The organism is Micromonospora sp. L32 (assembly GCF_052068055.1).
Lineage (GTDB): Bacteria > Actinomycetota > Actinomycetes > Mycobacteriales > Micromonosporaceae > Micromonospora > Micromonospora purpureochromogenes.
This window is the reverse complement of record NZ_JBQHDD010000001.1, coordinates 107,427-122,781: the sequence shown is the minus strand read 5'-3', so window position 1 is coordinate 122,781 and position 15,355 is coordinate 107,427. Positions and strand designations below refer to the sequence as shown.

At 73.3% G+C, this 15,355-nt stretch carries 16 protein-coding genes; 8 read left to right on the top strand and 8 right to left on the bottom strand.

Going from position 1 to position 15,355, the window contains the following annotated elements; genetic code table 11:
* Window positions 1–999 carry an ABC transporter ATP-binding protein gene (locus ACTMTB_RS00510; RefSeq protein ID WP_441141988.1) on the top strand — a complete coding sequence of 333 codons (999 nt, stop codon included), beginning with the start codon at window positions 1–3 and terminating at the stop codon, window positions 997–999.
* 73 nt (window positions 1,000–1,072) lie between these two features.
* Here ACTMTB_RS00510 and ACTMTB_RS00505 read toward each other — a convergent pair whose 3' ends face one another.
* The 7 genes from ACTMTB_RS00505 to folP form a co-directional block, all read right to left on the bottom strand.
* Window positions 1,073–1,573: a hypothetical protein gene (locus ACTMTB_RS00505; protein WP_441141987.1), complete on the bottom strand. Its 501-nt coding sequence runs from the start codon at window positions 1,571–1,573 to the stop codon at window positions 1,073–1,075.
* A 62-nt stretch (window positions 1,574–1,635) separates the two neighbouring features.
* Complete coding sequence (locus ACTMTB_RS00500; protein ID WP_280837299.1) at window positions 1,636–1,941, bottom strand: hypothetical protein; 306 nt, start codon at window positions 1,939–1,941, stop codon at window positions 1,636–1,638.
* Window positions 1,942–1,996: 55 nt separating this feature from the next.
* A complete protein-coding gene (locus ACTMTB_RS00495; protein ID WP_441141986.1) occupies window positions 1,997–3,217 on the bottom strand; it encodes an ABC transporter permease in 1,221 nt (406 codons plus the stop codon).
* A gap of 102 nt (window positions 3,218–3,319) precedes the next feature.
* Entirely contained in the window at window positions 3,320–3,856 is a 537-nt protein-coding gene (locus tag ACTMTB_RS00490; protein WP_441141985.1) for a DUF3180 domain-containing protein, read from the bottom strand.
* Window positions 3,857–3,875: 19 nt separating this feature from the next.
* Entirely contained in the window at window positions 3,876–4,403 is a 528-nt protein-coding gene (gene folK, locus ACTMTB_RS00485; protein WP_441141984.1) for a 2-amino-4-hydroxy-6-hydroxymethyldihydropteridine diphosphokinase, read from the bottom strand.
* Complete coding sequence (folB, locus tag ACTMTB_RS00480; protein ID WP_088959940.1) at window positions 4,400–4,759, bottom strand: dihydroneopterin aldolase; 360 nt, start codon at window positions 4,757–4,759, stop codon at window positions 4,400–4,402. Before folB ends, folK begins: the two co-directional genes overlap by 4 nt.
* A gap of 52 nt (window positions 4,760–4,811) precedes the next feature.
* Complete coding sequence (gene folP, locus ACTMTB_RS00475; RefSeq protein ID WP_441141983.1) at window positions 4,812–5,765, bottom strand: dihydropteroate synthase; 954 nt, start codon at window positions 5,763–5,765, stop codon at window positions 4,812–4,814.
* 332 nt (window positions 5,766–6,097) lie between these two features.
* Between folP and ACTMTB_RS00470 the strand changes: the two genes are divergently transcribed.
* The 7 genes from ACTMTB_RS00470 to ACTMTB_RS00440 are packed head-to-tail and all read left to right on the top strand — an operon-like array spanning window position 6,098 to window position 14,640.
* Entirely contained in the window at window positions 6,098–6,412 is a 315-nt protein-coding gene (locus ACTMTB_RS00470) for a hypothetical protein (RefSeq protein ID WP_088959938.1), read from the top strand.
* Between the two features lie 13 nt (window positions 6,413–6,425).
* Window positions 6,426–6,788, top strand: coding sequence for a hypothetical protein (locus ACTMTB_RS00465; RefSeq protein ID WP_067302246.1), 363 nt, complete (start codon window positions 6,426–6,428; stop codon window positions 6,786–6,788).
* Between the two features lie 49 nt (window positions 6,789–6,837).
* On the top strand, window positions 6,838–10,341 hold the full coding sequence (locus ACTMTB_RS00460) for an ATP-binding protein (protein ID WP_441141982.1): 3,504 nt from the start codon (window positions 6,838–6,840) through the stop codon (window positions 10,339–10,341).
* Between the two features lies 1 nt (window position 10,342).
* Window positions 10,343–12,292: an MFS transporter gene (locus ACTMTB_RS00455; RefSeq protein WP_441141981.1), complete on the top strand. Its 1,950-nt coding sequence runs from the start codon at window positions 10,343–10,345 to the stop codon at window positions 12,290–12,292.
* 4 nt (window positions 12,293–12,296) lie between these two features.
* Entirely contained in the window at window positions 12,297–12,845 is a 549-nt protein-coding gene (locus tag ACTMTB_RS00450; RefSeq protein WP_441141980.1) for a hypothetical protein, read from the top strand.
* An 8-nt stretch (window positions 12,846–12,853) separates the two neighbouring features.
* On the top strand, window positions 12,854–14,041 hold the full coding sequence (locus ACTMTB_RS00445; RefSeq protein ID WP_441142590.1) for a M23 family metallopeptidase: 1,188 nt from the start codon (window positions 12,854–12,856) through the stop codon (window positions 14,039–14,041).
* Window positions 14,038–14,640 (top strand): hypothetical protein, encoded by a 603-nt coding sequence (locus ACTMTB_RS00440; protein ID WP_441141979.1) that lies wholly within the window; start codon window positions 14,038–14,040, stop codon window positions 14,638–14,640. The genes ACTMTB_RS00445 and ACTMTB_RS00440 overlap by 4 nt, the downstream gene beginning before the upstream one ends.
* 4 nt (window positions 14,641–14,644) lie before the next feature.
* Here ACTMTB_RS00440 and ACTMTB_RS00435 read toward each other — a convergent pair whose 3' ends face one another.
* Window positions 14,645–15,199 (bottom strand): hypothetical protein, encoded by a 555-nt coding sequence (locus ACTMTB_RS00435; RefSeq protein ID WP_441141978.1) that lies wholly within the window; start codon window positions 15,197–15,199, stop codon window positions 14,645–14,647.
* Between the last annotated feature and the right edge of the window lie 156 nt (window positions 15,200–15,355).

Below are 15,355 nucleotides of genomic sequence, written 5' to 3'. Positions count from 1 at the left end.
GTGGACGTTACCCCGGGACCCATCGGCGCGGCCGGGCACAGCGCTGCCTCGATCACCCTGGACGGCATCCGGAAGCGCTACCCGGACGGCACCGAGGCCGTGCGCGAGCTGAGCCTGGAGGTCAAGGCCGGCGAGCTGGTGGTCCTGATCGGCCCCTCGGGCTGCGGGAAGTCCACCGTGCTGCGGATGGTCAACCGGCTGATCGAGCCGACCGGCGGCCGGATCCTGCTCGGCGACGAGGACATCACCCGGGTCGACCCGGTGAAGCTGCGCCGCCGGATCGGCTACGTGATCCAGAACGTCGGGCTCTTCCCGCACCAGACGGTGCACACCAACGTGGGCACGGTGCCCCGGCTGCTCGGCTGGCCGAAGGAGCGGATCCGCCGCCGCGCCGACGAACTGCTGGAACTGGTCGGGCTCGACCCGGCGCAGTTCGGCCGCCGCTACCCGCACGAGCTCTCCGGCGGGCAGCGGCAGCGGGTCGGGGTGGCCCGGGCGCTCGCCGCCGACCCGGTGGTGCTGCTGATGGACGAGCCGTTCTCGGCGGTCGACCCGATCGTCCGGACCCGGTTGCAGGAGGAGTTCCTGCGACTCCAGGCCGAGGTCCGCAAGACCATCGTGCTGGTCACCCACGACCTGGACGAGGCGGTCCGGCTCGGCGACCGGATCGCGGTGCTCTCCCAGGGGGGTCGGCTGGAGCAGTACGACACCCCGGCCGCCCTGCTCGGCGCCCCCGCCTCGCCGTTCGTCCGCGAGTTCGTCGGCGCGGACCGGGGCATCCGCCGGCTCGCCGTCACCCCGCTCACCCGGGACACGCTGGCCCCGCTCACCGGCGCGACCGCCGACCTGCCGGCGGTGCCACTGGGCGGTTCGGCGTACGACGCGCTGGCGGCGATGCTCACCACGGGCTCCGAGGCGGTCGTGGTCACCGCCGACGGCGAGCCGGTCGGCGCGCTCAGCCGGGCCCGGGTGCTCGAACTCGGCCAGACCGGGGCCTGACCCGGCCCCGCCGGCCGACGACGTCGCGGCCGACGACCCGGCCGTTCCGGCGGCGCAGGTCAGGCAGGGAGGCTCAGGCTCGGCCGCCGAGGCTGGCGGTGCCGACGATCCAGCCGGCGAAGAAGCCGTAGGTGGCACCCGTGCCGGTGGTCTGGAAGTCGGCGAGCAGCGGCCCGTCCGAGGTCAGCAGCGCCGCCAGCAGGGTCGCCGTGGCGGCGGCCAGGACGTACGCGGCCCAGCCGGAGAAGAACTGGCTCACCGATCCCTGCACCCGGGCCACCTGCGAGGTGGGCAGCAGGTAGAGGAAGGTCGCGGCGAACACCAGCAGCAGGATGGCCCGCAGGTCGGTGGCGAGCACCCCGTGCTCGCCACCGGCGGCCTCCAGGCGCCAGGCCGGCCAGGCGAGCAGCCGCAGGAACCAGCCGCCGGCGGAGTTGGGGTCGGTGTGCGCCTCGGCCCAGTCGACGTACCACGGGCTTCCGCAGACCCCGACCAGGATGAGCGCGGCCAGGGTGCCGGTGCCGGCGGCGGTGCCGTACCCGCTGACGGTCCGGGGACGGTTGGTGAGGGCCATGCGGCGGGAAGTTCCCGACCCACCCGGTCGGGCAAACCTCCACCAGCCGCCGGTACGACCGGTCAGTGCTTCACCAGGTAGTCGATGAACGCAGCGCGCAGCAGCGGCTCCGCCTCCTCGTAGCCATGCCCGGTCAGCTCCCGCCACAGCGCCGAGGCCTCGTCGATGATCGGGCCGATGGAGTTCGGCGCCCCGTCCAGCGCGGCGGCCTCGTCGGCGTTCGGCAGGTGGCGCAGCACCGACCAGAAGAAGCCCACGTCGCGGCGCTCCCGGGCCAGCGCGAAGGCCCGCTCCCGCAGCTCCTCGGTGGAGAGCGCGTCGAGCTCGTCGAAGGTGCGGCCGGTACCGGCGGAAGGAGTCTCGCTCATGCCCGCGAGCCTAACCGGCGAGATCACCTACGGCCCGTCGGACGCGGGCACGGCCTCACCGGTCGTCGTCGTCCCAGCGGCGCGACCCGGTCTCCCAGCGGGGGGTCTCCCACGGGTCCGGCGGGGTGGCGGTCGACTGGGCCGGCAGCGCGGGCGCCCAGTTGTCGACGGTGCTCGGCCGGGGCAGCGACCAGCCGGTGCTGATCGTGCCGTCGCCGGCGGGCGTCGTCTCGGCCGGCTCGCCGGTCGCCCGACGTGGCCGCCCGCACGCCTCGACCAGCCGGGTCACCACCAGCCCGACGCCCAGCGCCGCGCCGCCCACGGTCCACCGGGAGACCGTCCAGCCGTGCGCGGTGGCCCAGGTCAGGAAGACCACCACCACGCCCACCGCGAGCAGGGTGCCGAAGATCCCGCCGCGCCGGCCGTACGCGCTGGTGCCGGCGAGCATCGCCAGGCCGACCGCCAGCACCGTCCAGTCCAGCCCCGACCCCGGTACGACCGGACCGGCGGCGTTGGCGGCCAGCAGCACCCCGGCCAGCGTGGCGAGGACGGTGGAACCGACCAGCGCCGCGGCGGTCACCAGGGCCGCCAGCACGCCCCGGCGGCGGGCCGGGTCGACCACCGGCCGGAACCGGCCGACCACCCGCCGGATCGCCCGGATCGCGCCGAAGATCCCGCCCAGCACGGCGACGGCCGCGAACCCGGCGAAGAGGTAGAAGGCCGTGCGGCGGGGGTCGTAGTCGGCCTGCACTCCGACCGCGCCGGAGCGCCGCTCGATGTAGACGATCACGCCCGCGGCGGCGGCGAGGCTGGCCGCCCAGCCGGGCACGTGCAGCGCCACCACGGCCAGGGCCAGGGCGAGGCCACCGACGGCGGCGGCCACCAGGGCCGGGGTGAGCGCCGCCGTGACACCCCGATCGCCCTGCTCGGCGAAGTGCAGCGCGGCGGCGACGGCGACCGGCCCGACCGCCAGGTTCACCGCCGCGGTACGCAGGCTCAGCCCCGCGGCGAGGGCCAGCAGGCCGAGCGCGACCACGTCGACCAGAAGGGTGCGCAGCCCGTCGCCGCGCAGCGCGTCGGCGTCCTCGCGGCGCAGCAGCAGCACCACACCGACCAGGACGACCAGGAGGAGCGTCTCCCACACCAGGTGCACGCCGACCCGGTCCCGGCCCGGCTCACCGTGCGCGGGATCGTCGAAGACGTTCTCCAGCACGGCGGCGGGCACCCCCGGCGTGGGCTCCACGAATCCGGCCCGGCCTGGTTCGTCGTACGCCATGCCGCGCGCCTCCCACGTGGCCGGCCGTCCTCGTTGACGGTCGTCTGCTCTCCGGTCGCCAGGGACGGTACCTGCGCACGAGGCCGCGCGTAACCCCCCTGATCAGCGGCGGGGCGGGCCGCCCTGGCGCTCGCCGGGCTCCCGGTCCTCGTCGTCCTCCTGCTCGGGGACCCGGCAGGCGCGTTCGAGCCAGAGCGCGGCGGCGGTCAGGGCGAGCGCGGCGAGCAGGCCGGCACCGGCCGCCGGCCGGTCGTCCATGGCGGCGTTGGTGTTCTCGATGAAGAGCCACGCGGTCAGCCCCGCGTAGCAGCCCGTGAAGATCGCCCCGGCCAGGGCGGACGCCTTGGCCAGCACCACGAACCGGGCGACCAGCAGCGGGTTGACCGGGTCGCGGCCCGGCCGGCGCTCGATCCGGCTGCGGGTGTTGGCCGCCGCGTACGCCTCCAGCACCGCGAGCGCGGCCAGCGTGACCACCGGCAGCCAGGGCAGGTCCGGCGCGACGTCGTAGTAGAAGGTGCTGATCAGCAACCAGGCCACCGCCGCGGCGGCGAGGGCGGCGACGACCAGGGTGGAGATCCGGGTGGGGCCCATCCGGAAGCGGTCGGGCTCGCTTCCGCGCGGGGGCTGCGCCTGGGTCATGCCGGCCGGCTCCACTCGGTCATGGGGTCGACTCTAACGCCAGATCGGGCCGGGGGCTCAGTTCCAGCGCGTCGCCGGCCAACGGCTCGTCGTTGAGCAGGTCGGTCAGCCAGCCGTGCCCGGGCAGCCGCCCGTGCGGCTCGATGTCGATCCACGGCCGCAGCACGAACGCGCGCAGGTGGGCGCGGGGGTGCGGCAGGGTGAGTTCGGGGTCGTCGCTGAGCACCGGCTCGCCGGCCGCGTCCCAGACGGCGATGACGTCCACGTCCAGGGTGCGCGGTCCGAACCGGCGCTCGGGGTCGCGGACCCGGCCGGCCGCCCGCTCGGCGGCCCGGGCCCGCTCCAGCCAGTCGCGCGGGGTCGCCGCCGGGTCCGCGACCATCACCGCCGCGTTGAGGTACGCCGGCTGGTCGGCGTCCCCCCACGGTGGAGTCTCGTAGACCCCGGAGACCACCAGGACCGCGTCGCCGAGTCCGGCGACCGCGGTACGCAGGTGGGCGAGGCGGTCGCCCAGGTTGCTGCCGAGGGAGAGCACGGCCCGGGTCATCGGGTACGCCGCATCGTCACGGCGACGTCGGAGAAGGTGTGCGGGATCGGCGCCTCGGGCTTGTGCACGGTGACCGTGGCGGCGGCGACCAGCGGCTCGGCCAGGCAGACCGCGAGCAGCCGGTCGGCGAGCGTCTCGATCAGCGCGACCGGTTCGCCGGTGATGACGGCGACCAGCTTCTCGGCCAGCTCGCCGTAGTGCACCGTGTCGGTCACCTCGTCGGAGCGGGCCGCCGGGGCGAGGTCGAGTTCGAGCACCGCGTCGACGACGAACTCCTGCCCCTGGGCGCGTTCGAAGTCGTAGACGCCGTGCCGACCGCGCGCCCGCAGGCCGGTCAGCTCGATCCGGTCGGTCATCGTTCTCCCTCGTTCCGGCCGACGTTCGCGGCGCTCCCCAGCCCCGACGCGGTCACCGCGCCGGCTCGCTCTCCTGCCGGTCGGCAGGCCCGGCCGCCCCCACCGCGGGCACGCCGGCCCCGCCCGGTGCCGCGCCGTCGCGGCCGGCTCGGCGCGCGGCCGGCTCGGCGACCAGGCGAGGGCGGCCGGTGGCCTGCCAGACCGCGAGCGCGTCGGCGGTGCCGCGCACGTCGTGCACGCGTACCCCCCAGGCGCCGGCGGCGACGGCCAGCAGGCTGGTGGCGGCGGTGGCCGCCTCCCGGTCGGCGGTGGGGCGCGGCTCGCCGTCGGCGTCGGCCAGCAGCCGGCCGAGGTACGACTTGCGGCTCGCCCCGAACAGCAGCGGGAAGCCGAGCGCGACCAGCTCCGGCAGACGGGCGCTGAGCTCCCAGTTGTGGGCGGCGGTCTTGGCGAAGCCGAGGCCGGGGTCGACGATGATCCGGTCGGCGGCCACCCCGGCGGCCAGCGCCTCGTCGACCCGCCGGCCCAGCTCGGCGCGCACGTCGGCGACCACGTCGGTGTAGGTGGCCAGCTCGCGCATCCCCCGCGAGTGCCCGCGCCAGTGCATCAGCACCCAGGGACAGCCGGCGTCGCGCACCACCCTTGCCATGTCGGGGTCGGCGAGCCCGCCGGAGACGTCGTTGACGACGGTGGCCCCGGCGGTCAGGGCCGCCTCGGCAACCGAGGCCCGGCTGGTGTCGATGCTCACCGCAACGCCGGCCGCGGCCAGCTCCCGGATCACCGGCAGCACCCGGGCCGCCTCGGTCGCGGGGTCGACCCGGTCGGCGCCCGGCCGGGTGGACTCGCCACCGACGTCGATCAGCGCGGCGCCCTCCGCCCGCAGCCGTACGCCGTGTGCGACCGCGGCGTCGAGGTCGGCGTAGCGGCCACCGTCGGAGAAGGAGTCGGGCGTGACGTTGAGGACGCCCATCACCACCGGGGCCTGGGCCCGTACCAGATCGGTCACGACTAGACGGTACCGGTCGTCCACGCCCGCTCCGGCGACCCCCTGACATGCGCATTGGAACAGGTGTACGATCGGTCGTCCGGGCCGAATCGGGCCGACTCTTCGCGGGTTGTCGCAAAGGAGGGCGGGCCGTACGCTGTGGAATTGCCCAGCATCGAGATGGCGAAGCCTGGAGGGAGGGCCGAAGCGGGAAGAATCCCCCAAAGCTCACCACTCTCCGTGGTGGGTAACGAACGTAGCGTCGCCGACGCTGCGCTGAGTGAGCACATTTCCCGCCAGGCTTGCCTACTGCACCGCCGCGGCACCGCCGGCCGCGACATGGGGAGGTTCCAGTGATCGCCTTCGAGCTCATGCAGACGGCGACGTCCGGCGTCGCGCAGGCCCTGCACACCCTGGCGACGACACCGCTCGCCGAAGAGGCTCCGAAGGGCATCGACACCAACGGCGTCGTCACCTTCTTCGCCAGCAAGATCGCGCCCATCCTGCTCGCCGTGCTCGGTGTCATCTTCATCGGCCGGGCCAGCCGGGGTGAGATCTCCAAGGTGCTCACCAGCTCGGCCATCGCGATCGTCGGCCTGGCCTTCATCGCCGGGGCGGCCACACTCTTCTTCGTCGGCGACTACCTGATCGACCTGATCTTCGAATAGGCCCGGGCGAGACATGCGGCTGCGCACCGACGACGACATCTACCGGGCTCGCCTGGTCTACCTCGGGCCGCCCGGCTACACCCTTCCCGTCCACCTGCCGTACGCCCAGTACGGCCTGTTCATGCTGCTCGTACCCCTCTACATGTTCATCCACTGGCTGTTCACGCTGCAGGTCGAGCTCTTCCCCGCCTGGGAGATCGCGCTCGCCATCGTGAGCACCTCGTTCATCTTCCGGTACGTCGACCCGGACCGGCCGGCACGGATGGTCATCCGCACCGCCCTGACCGACTGGCGACGCACCCGGGAGCCGGCCGCCGAGCTGCGGGACCCCCGCCTGGTCGGCAGCCGGATCAGGATCCGGGAGGAACTGGCATGACCGGGCGTACGTCGATCGGGCAGTCGAACCACACGGGTGAGGCGGTCGCATGAGTCGCTCTTCCACGCCGGGTTTCCCGGCCGGACGTCACAGCGCCCCGCACGGTAACCGTGCGCGGTCGCTCGACTACCCGGAGGAGGAGATCCAGGATGAGCAGCCGTCCGACGCGGCCCTGGTGACCAGTCCGGGACAGGGTGGTGTCGGCGTCTTCCAGCCACCGCGGCCGGCGAACGGCCGGGGCGTACCGCCGGTCGAGCCGGGCCCGCCGATGCTCGTCGGCGACGGCACCGACATCGACTCCCCGTTCCTCGACCTCTTCGGCGGCCCCGGCGCGCCCCCGCGCCCCGGCCCGCCGCCCCCGGTGTCGTCCCCCCGCCGCGGCCGGGAGCACCCGCCGATCCCACACCAGCCGGCGCCCCCCGCCTCGGCCCCGCCGCAGCCCGCCATCGCGCCGGAGACGCCGGCGGCGATCGAGGCGCCGGCCGCCGAGCGACCCGCCCGCACCCGGGTCCCGCACCAGCCCGGCGACCGCCTGCCCGTGCTGCGCCCGCCGGCGGAGGCCGAGCCGGTCGCGGACCGACCGGCGGAGACCCCGGCGCCACGCCTGCCGCGCGCGCTGCCCGCCGAGCCGCTGACCGCGCGCGAGGCCACCGAACGCAGCCGGCGGGAGGCCGTCGAACGGGCCCGGCGGGAGGCCGCCGCGCGGGCCCGCCGGGAGACCGTCGCACCGGTCCGTCCCGAGCCGGCCGAGCCGGCCGAGCCGGACTGGCCGGAGCCGGAGGAGCTGCCCCGGTCTGCGCCCGTCGGGCCGTCACGACGCGAGATCGAGGAGCCGGCCCGGCACGCGATCGCCGAACCGGGCCGGCGCGAGCTGGCCGAGCCCGGACCGCAGGAGCCGGCGGAACGGGCGTCCCGGGAGCTGGCACCGCCGCGCCAGCGCGCGGCCAGCCGGCGCACCCCCGCCAAGCCCGTCCGGGTACGCCCTCCGAAAATCAAGTTCGGTGACCGGGACCCGTCGATCGACCTGGCGATCACCGAGATCGCCGGCCACCTGACCTTCACCCCCAACACCGTCACCGCCTGGTACTGGCTGCCCGAGGTGCGCTGGGCGTTCCGCCCGGACGCCGAACGGGAGGCGCTGCTCTCGGCGATCTCGGAGCAGTACGCCGGCCTGGCCGGGTTCCGGCTGCACCTGCGCCGCACCACCCGCCCCTTCCCGGCCGACGAGTGGGCCCGCACCATCGACGCGCACACGGCCACGCCGCTGCCCGACGTCCCCGGCACGCCCGGCTGGGCCGACCACCTGGTCGCCGCCCAGCGGCACCTGATGTCGGTCAACCACGCCGAGGGGCAGACCTACCTCGGCGTCACCTTCGCCCGGCGCTCGCTCGGCGACTCGCTCACCGAGCGGCTGCTGCGCACCTTCGGCCGGGGCACCGCCGACGGCGAGCGCCGCAGGCTCGGCCGCACCGTCGAGCAGTTCGACGAGGTGCTGGGCGCGTTCGGCATGCGCGGCCGCCGGGTCACCGCGCAGGAGCTCGAATGGCTGCTCTACCGCTCGGTCGCGCTCTGCATGGCGCCCCCCGGCACGCTCTCCCCGGTGACCAACGGCCGGTGGGAGCGGGGTGACCTGCTCGCCCTCACCGAGCAGGTCGAGCGGTACCGCACCCCGTACGGCTCCACGGTGAAGCTGGTCAACCGGATGACCGGCGAGGAGCGGCACGTCGCCGTGCTCGCCGTCGGCCGGATGGAGCCGCTGGAGATCCCCGAGCGGCACGAGCCGTGGCTGCACTTCCACGAGCGGCTGCCCTGGCCGATGGAGATCTCCACCCGGGTCGACATCCTCGGCTCCGGCGACTCCTTCCGTAACCTCGAGCACCGGCTGCGGATGATCCGCTCGCAGCAGCTCGACTACGCCGAGCACGGCATCGACGCCCCGCCCGAGCTGGAACGACTGGCCAAGCGGGCGCTGGTGATCGGCGACGAGATGACCACCGGCCTGCCGGTGGACTCGGCCCGCGCGCACGGCTGGCACCGGATCGCGGTCGGCGGCCGGACCAGGGAGGAGTGCCTGGAACGGGCCCGCCGGCTCATCCAGCTCTACTCCCGCGAGCTGCGCATCTCGCTGCAACACCCGAAGAGCCAGGACTGGCTGGCCCGCGAGTTCATCCCCGGCGAGCCGATCGCCAACACCGGCTACGTCCGGCGGATGCCGGTCAACCTGCTCGCCGCCGCGCTCCCGCAGGCCGCCTCCACCGTCGGCGACCGCCGGGGCGACCTGATCGGGCGTACCGCCGGCACCTGCCGCCGCCCGGTCTTCCTCGACCTGCACTTCCCGATGGAGGTCCGGGAACGCTCCGGCCTGGCGGTCTTCGTCGCCGAACCCGGTGGTGGCAAGTCGACCCTGCTCGGTGCCCTCGGCTACCTGGCCGCACGGCGCGGGGTGCAGGTGACCCTGCTGGACCCGTCCGGCCCGCTGGCCCGGCTCTGCGCGATGCCGGAGCTGCGACCGTACGCACGGGTGCTCAACCTGACCGGGTCGGAGCACGGGACGCTGGCCCCGTACTCGCTCATCCCCACCCCGCTGCGCAGCGAGTTCGGCAGTGGCGCGGCGGGCGACCGGGAGTTCGAGATCGCGGTCTCCAACGCCCGGGCCGAGCGCCGGATGCTCGTGCAGGACATCTGCATGATGCTGGTGCCGCCACAGGTGGCCCGCGAGGCGTCCACCGCGACCCTGTTCCGGCACGCCGTACGCCAGGTGCCGGCGGAGGAGACCTCCACGCTGGACGACGTGGTCGCCTGCCTGCAGGGGATGGACGACGACGCCGGCCGGGAGCTGGCCAACCTGCTGCTCGACACCGCCGAGATGCCGCTGGCGATGCTCTTCTTCGGCCGTCCGCCGGAGGGGCTGCTCGGCGCCGATGCGGCGCTCACCGTGATCACGATGGCCGGCCTCCGGCTCCCCGACCTCAAGATCGAGCGGGAGTACTGGTCCGCCGAGGAGGCGCTGGCCCTGCCGATGCTGCACACCGCGCACCGGCTCGCGGTGCGCCGCTGCTACGGCGGGTCGATGTCGTCGCGCAAGCTGGTCGGCCTGGACGAAGCGCACTTCATGGAAGGCTGGCGCTCCGGCCGGTCGTTCCTGGTCCGGCTCGCCCGCGACTCCCGCAAGTGGAACCTCGCCGCCCTGGTCGCCTCGCAGAACCCGAAGGACATCCTCGGCCTCGACGTGCAGAACCTCGTCTCCACCGTCTTCGTCGGGCGGATCGCCGAGGACGCCGAGATCGCCTCCGAGGCGCTGCGGCTGCTCCGGGTGCCGGTCGACGACGGGTACGAGGCCACCCTCGCCTCCCTCTCGGCCGTGGACGCCACCTCGGCGGACCGGCTCGGCTTCCGCGAGTTCGTGATGCGCGACGTGGACGGCCGGGTGCAGAAGGTCCGGGTCGACGTGTCGTACGTCGAAGGGCTGCTGGCACACCTGGACACCACCCCCGGCGGGGTCGCCCAGGTGGCCGGGCAACTGCCGACCGTCCTGGCTGACCTGGAGGCGTGACATGGCGAGGGCCCGGGCACGGATCGCGGCGCTCCTCCTCGCGATCGGCGTACTCGCCGGTGCCACGATCGCCTGGCCGGTGATCGGGGCGACACCGGCCTCGGCGGCCCCGCCGGTGACGGCCCAGGCGGCGGCGGAACTGTGCAGCACCAAGGAGTGGCAGGCCGACTTCCGCGCCTGCGTCGCCAAGCTGCAGGACGTGACCAGTGCTCGCGCGGAGTGCCTCGATCCGCCCACACCGGGCGCTCCCGACGCCGGTCTGGCCGGGTGGTTCGCGAGCGAGCCACCCGCGTCCTCGACCGGCGGAGTCACCGGGCGGTACAGCCTCTACGGCTATGCCGGCTACAGCTACAACACGTATGACCTGGGCTGCGGATCCTCCGTGCTTCATGCGGACTACAAGTTCACCACGACGGTGGCCAACGGCGAATTCATGTTCGCCACGGCCATCATCGGTGCGTCGAACGCCCTGCGGGAGCGGGCGTGGGACCCGCGCTCGATGTGGGGCTGGGCCGACCCGCTGGTGGAGAAGGCGACCAAGGCCGTCTACCAGAAGGTGTTCAGCGTCTTCGGCATCGTCACGCTCTGCGTGGTGGGCCTCTACCTGCTCTGGCGTTCCCGCCAGTCGGACATGAGCAACGCGATGACCACCGCTGGGTGGGCCCTGCTGGTGATGGTCGCGGTGACCGCCCTGGCCGCCTGGCCCGTCAAGTCCGCCAACATCGCTGACGGCACGCTCATCACCTCCCTCGGCGTCGTCCACGACGCGGTGGGTCCGCAGGCAACGGAGCCGGCACCGGGACGCTGCATCGATCCCAATCCCGACCGCTGCAAGGACCTCCGCCCGCCGGCCGTTCGCGCCAGCGACACGGCAACCGAGACCATGCTCTACCGGAACTGGCTGCGTGGCGTGCTCGGCTCCGCGGACAGCGAAACCGCGAAGAAGTACGGCCCCGCGCTCTACGACGCCCGCTCACTGACCTGGGGAGAAGCCAAGTCGATCCGGGCGAATCCGGCTACCCGCCCTGCCACGATCAAGGCCAAGCAGCAGCAGTGGATGAAAGTCACCGAGCAGATCAGCAGGGAAGATCCGGAGGCGTACGAGTACCTCCAGGGCACCCGTGACATGGACCGCATCGGAGCGGGTTTCATCGCGGTGCTTGCCTCGCTGCTCTTCGCGATGTTCGACCTGACCGCGTCCCTGCTGGTGCTGCTCGGCTTCCTGATCTTCCGCTGGGCGGTCATCGCGGCACCGATCCTGGGCACGGTCGGCCTGCTGAGACCGGCCAGCGCCGGGCTGCGGCGACTCGGCAACGCGGTCGTCGCGGCGGTGTTCAACATCGCCATCTTCGGCACCGGGGCCGCCATCTACCTCTTCGCGGTGGACCTGATCATGAGTACTCCCACCCTGCCCGGGTGGCTGCAGGTGGTGCTGGTCTGGCTCTGCGGCGTGGTCGGCTGGCTGCTGCTGCGGCCGTACCGGCGGATCACCCAGCTCGGCGGCAAGGACAGCAGCGAGGCGGTCAGCTCGGCCGGCTCCTGGCACCGTCGCTTCTTCCGGGACATGCGCGTCGCCGCCCGGCTCGACGTGGTGGAGCCGGGGGGCACGGCCGAACCGGCCCTCGCCCGGCGGCGCGGACTGGCGCTGGAACCGTCGAAGCTGCGCCCCGAGGCCCGCCGGGAGGACCCGTCGCACTCCTCCACCACTCTCGCCGTGCGGGAACGACCCGACGGCCGGGAGCGGGCGGACGAGACCGAGCAGCCGGAGGTGCGGTCCGGTGGCGGCGAGCGGCCCTCCGCACCGCGCCCCCGCCGGCAACAGCCGGCGAGCTGGACGGAGCCGGACGTGCCCGAGGAACCGCCGTCCTTCGTGGTGTACCGACCCGACTCGGCCGAGCGCGCACCGGCCAACAACAGGCCCGGCCCTCGAATCCGGTCCGAGGCACGGTGACGGCATGCGTCGAGGCATCGAGTTCCTAGTCACCCGGGTCCTGCGATCACGGATCGGCATCGCGCTCGCGATCGCCGTGCTGGTCTTCGGAGTGATTGGTACCGCCCGGCTGGTCAGCGGCCCGGCCGACTCGACCAGTGGGCTCAGCAGCCGGCCACGCGGACCCATCACGACGGTGGAACCGGAGACGGGCGACGACGGCGTGATCGGCACGCCGTTGCCACAGTCGCCCAAAACGCGTGCCGGGGAACTCACGCCTGAGCAGACGGCGAACCGCTTCACCTCGGCCTGGCTCGGCGGACCGGCCACCACAACAGAGAAGTGGCAGGCAAACCTGCGGCCACTGTCGACGGTATCGCTGACGGAGAAGTTGACCGGCGTGGACCCGACGGAGGTGCCGACGGTGAAGGTGATCGGTGAACCGACTGTTCGACCACGCACGGAAGCCTTCGTCGAGGTGCTGATTCCGCTTGATGCCGGGCGACTCCGTCTGGAACTGGTGGCACCGGACGGACGTTGGTTGGTCGATGCGGTGGATTGGGAGCGAGAGTGAGTGCCGACCTGGCGGGCGCGGATCAGCCCCTCCGCCGCCGGCTCCGCCTCGGTGTCCTGCTCTCCGCACTCACCGCGACGCTCGCTCTGCTCTGTTGCGGTGGCGGCACTGCGGCGTTCTTCCTCACCAACCTCGGTAACGAGCAGAAGAACCTGACTAGCGAGGAACTGAGCTGCGAGAAGGATCATCGGGTCAAGGTCACCGGTGACATGCCTCGACTGGCCAAGTACGGTCCGACCCAGATGCGCAACGCTGCTGTGATCATCAAGGTCGGCCAGGAGATGAAGGTTCCGCCCCGCGGTTGGGTGATCGCCGTGGCGACCGCCATGCAGGAGTCCGCGCTCCGCAACCTTGCCAACAGCATGGTCGCGGGTTCCGGCCGGTACTCGAACGAGGGCGTAGGAGCGGACCACGATTCGGTCGGCCTGTTCCAGCAGCGGGCCGGCTGGGGCAGCGTCGCGCAGCGGATGAGCCCGGACTACGCCGCCCGCAAGTTCTACGAGAAGCTGCTCAAGGTCGACGGTTGGGAGCGGCTCCCGCTGACCCTCGCCGCCCAGCGGGTCCAGATCAGCGCCTACCCGGACGCGTACGCCAAGCACGAGGACACCGCCGGCCGGATCGTGAACGCGCTGGCCAAGGGTGCCGCCCGGACGGTGCAGATCGCTGACAAGACCGTCTGCGACCGGGCGTCCGCCGAGACGATCGCCGCCTCCGGCTGGACCTCGCCAATCCCCGGCAGAGTGGGCTCGGGCTTCCGGACCGCGAGCCGACCGCAGCACAACGGGGTGGACATCGGCGCGCCGAAGGGGACCACGCCGATCCACGCGGCGGCCGCCGGGCGGGTGCTCGTGGCGCGCTGCGACCCCGACCACCGGGGCCGGCTCGACTGCGACGTAGACGGCTACCCCGGCAAGGGCGGCTGCGGCTGGTTCGTCGACATCCTGCACGCCGGCGGGTACATCTCCCGCTACTGCCACATGGTGGAGAAGCCGCTGGTCGTCCCCGGTCAGGAGGTGCGGGCCGGTGAGGTGATCGGGCGGGTGGGCAGCAGCGGCAACTCCTCCGGCCCGCACCTGCACTTCGAGGTGCACCGCGACGGCGACCGCAGCTCCCATGGGGCGATCGACCCGGTGCCGTTCATGCGGCAGCGGGGTGCGCCCCTCAACGGGTCGAGCGTGAGGCAAGCAGCACGATGACCGGTCCGCTGCCGGATCCCTTCGCCGGCCAGCCCGACTGGGCGCCACTGACCCCCCGGCCGGTCGAGATCGTGCCCGCCACCGGGCGGGTCGAGCTGCGCGGCCGGCGGGTCCTGGTCGGGCTGCCGGGCCTGGGCTGGCGGGGTGACCTGCGGGCCGACGAGCGGGTGGTGCAGGGCAGCCGCACCTACGTGCCGGTGATCCCCGAGCACGAGTGGTACCGGGCCGAGTCCGACCAGGTCGAGGTGTTCGCGCCGTTGATCCCGGTGGAGCGGGTCTGGGTCGAGACGCTCGGCGAGCGCCCGTCGCCGGGGGCGGCCGCCCGGGAGCAGGGCATCCGGCTGGTCTCGTTGGACGAGCCGGCCAACCGGATACCGACGCCGGTCTTCGAGGCCGACACGGTCAGCGGCCGGCGGGTGGTGCACGTCGAGGATTCGGTCGAGCACCGGGATCTGCGCGCGGTGACCGAGACCTACTCCGGCGCCGACGGCGACATCTGCGTCCGGGTCACCCCGGAACTCGAGTGGTATCGCTGGGCCTGGCGCGGGCAGCCACCGACCACCCTGGAGGTGCCGGTGCACCTGTTGTGGATCGAGTGAAGCGCTAGGCGGAGGCAGCCGAGCAGACCCGCCACCCCTCCTGCTGGTCGGCGACTTCAAAGCGCCAGGTGTCCGTCAGACTCTGCTGGACACCGTCGATCGTGGCGCTTCTCCTGATGACAGCGTCGACGACGGCAGACTTGTCGCCGGTTTTGGTTACGGCGACGTTCTCGATGTTGACGGAAAATGCGGTGTCTAGCTGTTGCTCGCGGGCCGCCATCCGGTCTCGGAACTCATCGACAGCCGGCAGCGGACCGCCACAGGTGAAAAGGTTGGCCTTGCTGTCGTCCCGCGCCACCAACACCGCCTGCAGGTAGTTGACGACGACCACGTCCGGCGCGCTGCGGTCCGGCGCTGTCGCTCGGTCGTACAGCACGTAGCCGATCACCGCGCCGCTCACGCACAGCAGCGCCAGCACCCCCGCGACCACGGTGAGGACGGTGCGGGTCCGGCGGGGCTGCTGCTGTGGCGCCGGCGGGGCGGCCGGGGGCGCCAACTGGTCCGGCGGGGTCCGCTGCGCCGGTACGCGGGAGACCTGGGAACCGGCGGGGGGCTGCACTGATTCCACCCCCTGAGGCTATCGGCTGAGCGCCCCGCACCCAATGCCCCAGATCCTGCGGATCGTGACAGGACGAACCCGTGACGTGAGAGTTCGCCACGCTTTGCGACAAGACGGTCCCGCACCGCCGCGCTTCCCGGGTGAGCGGTCGGACCT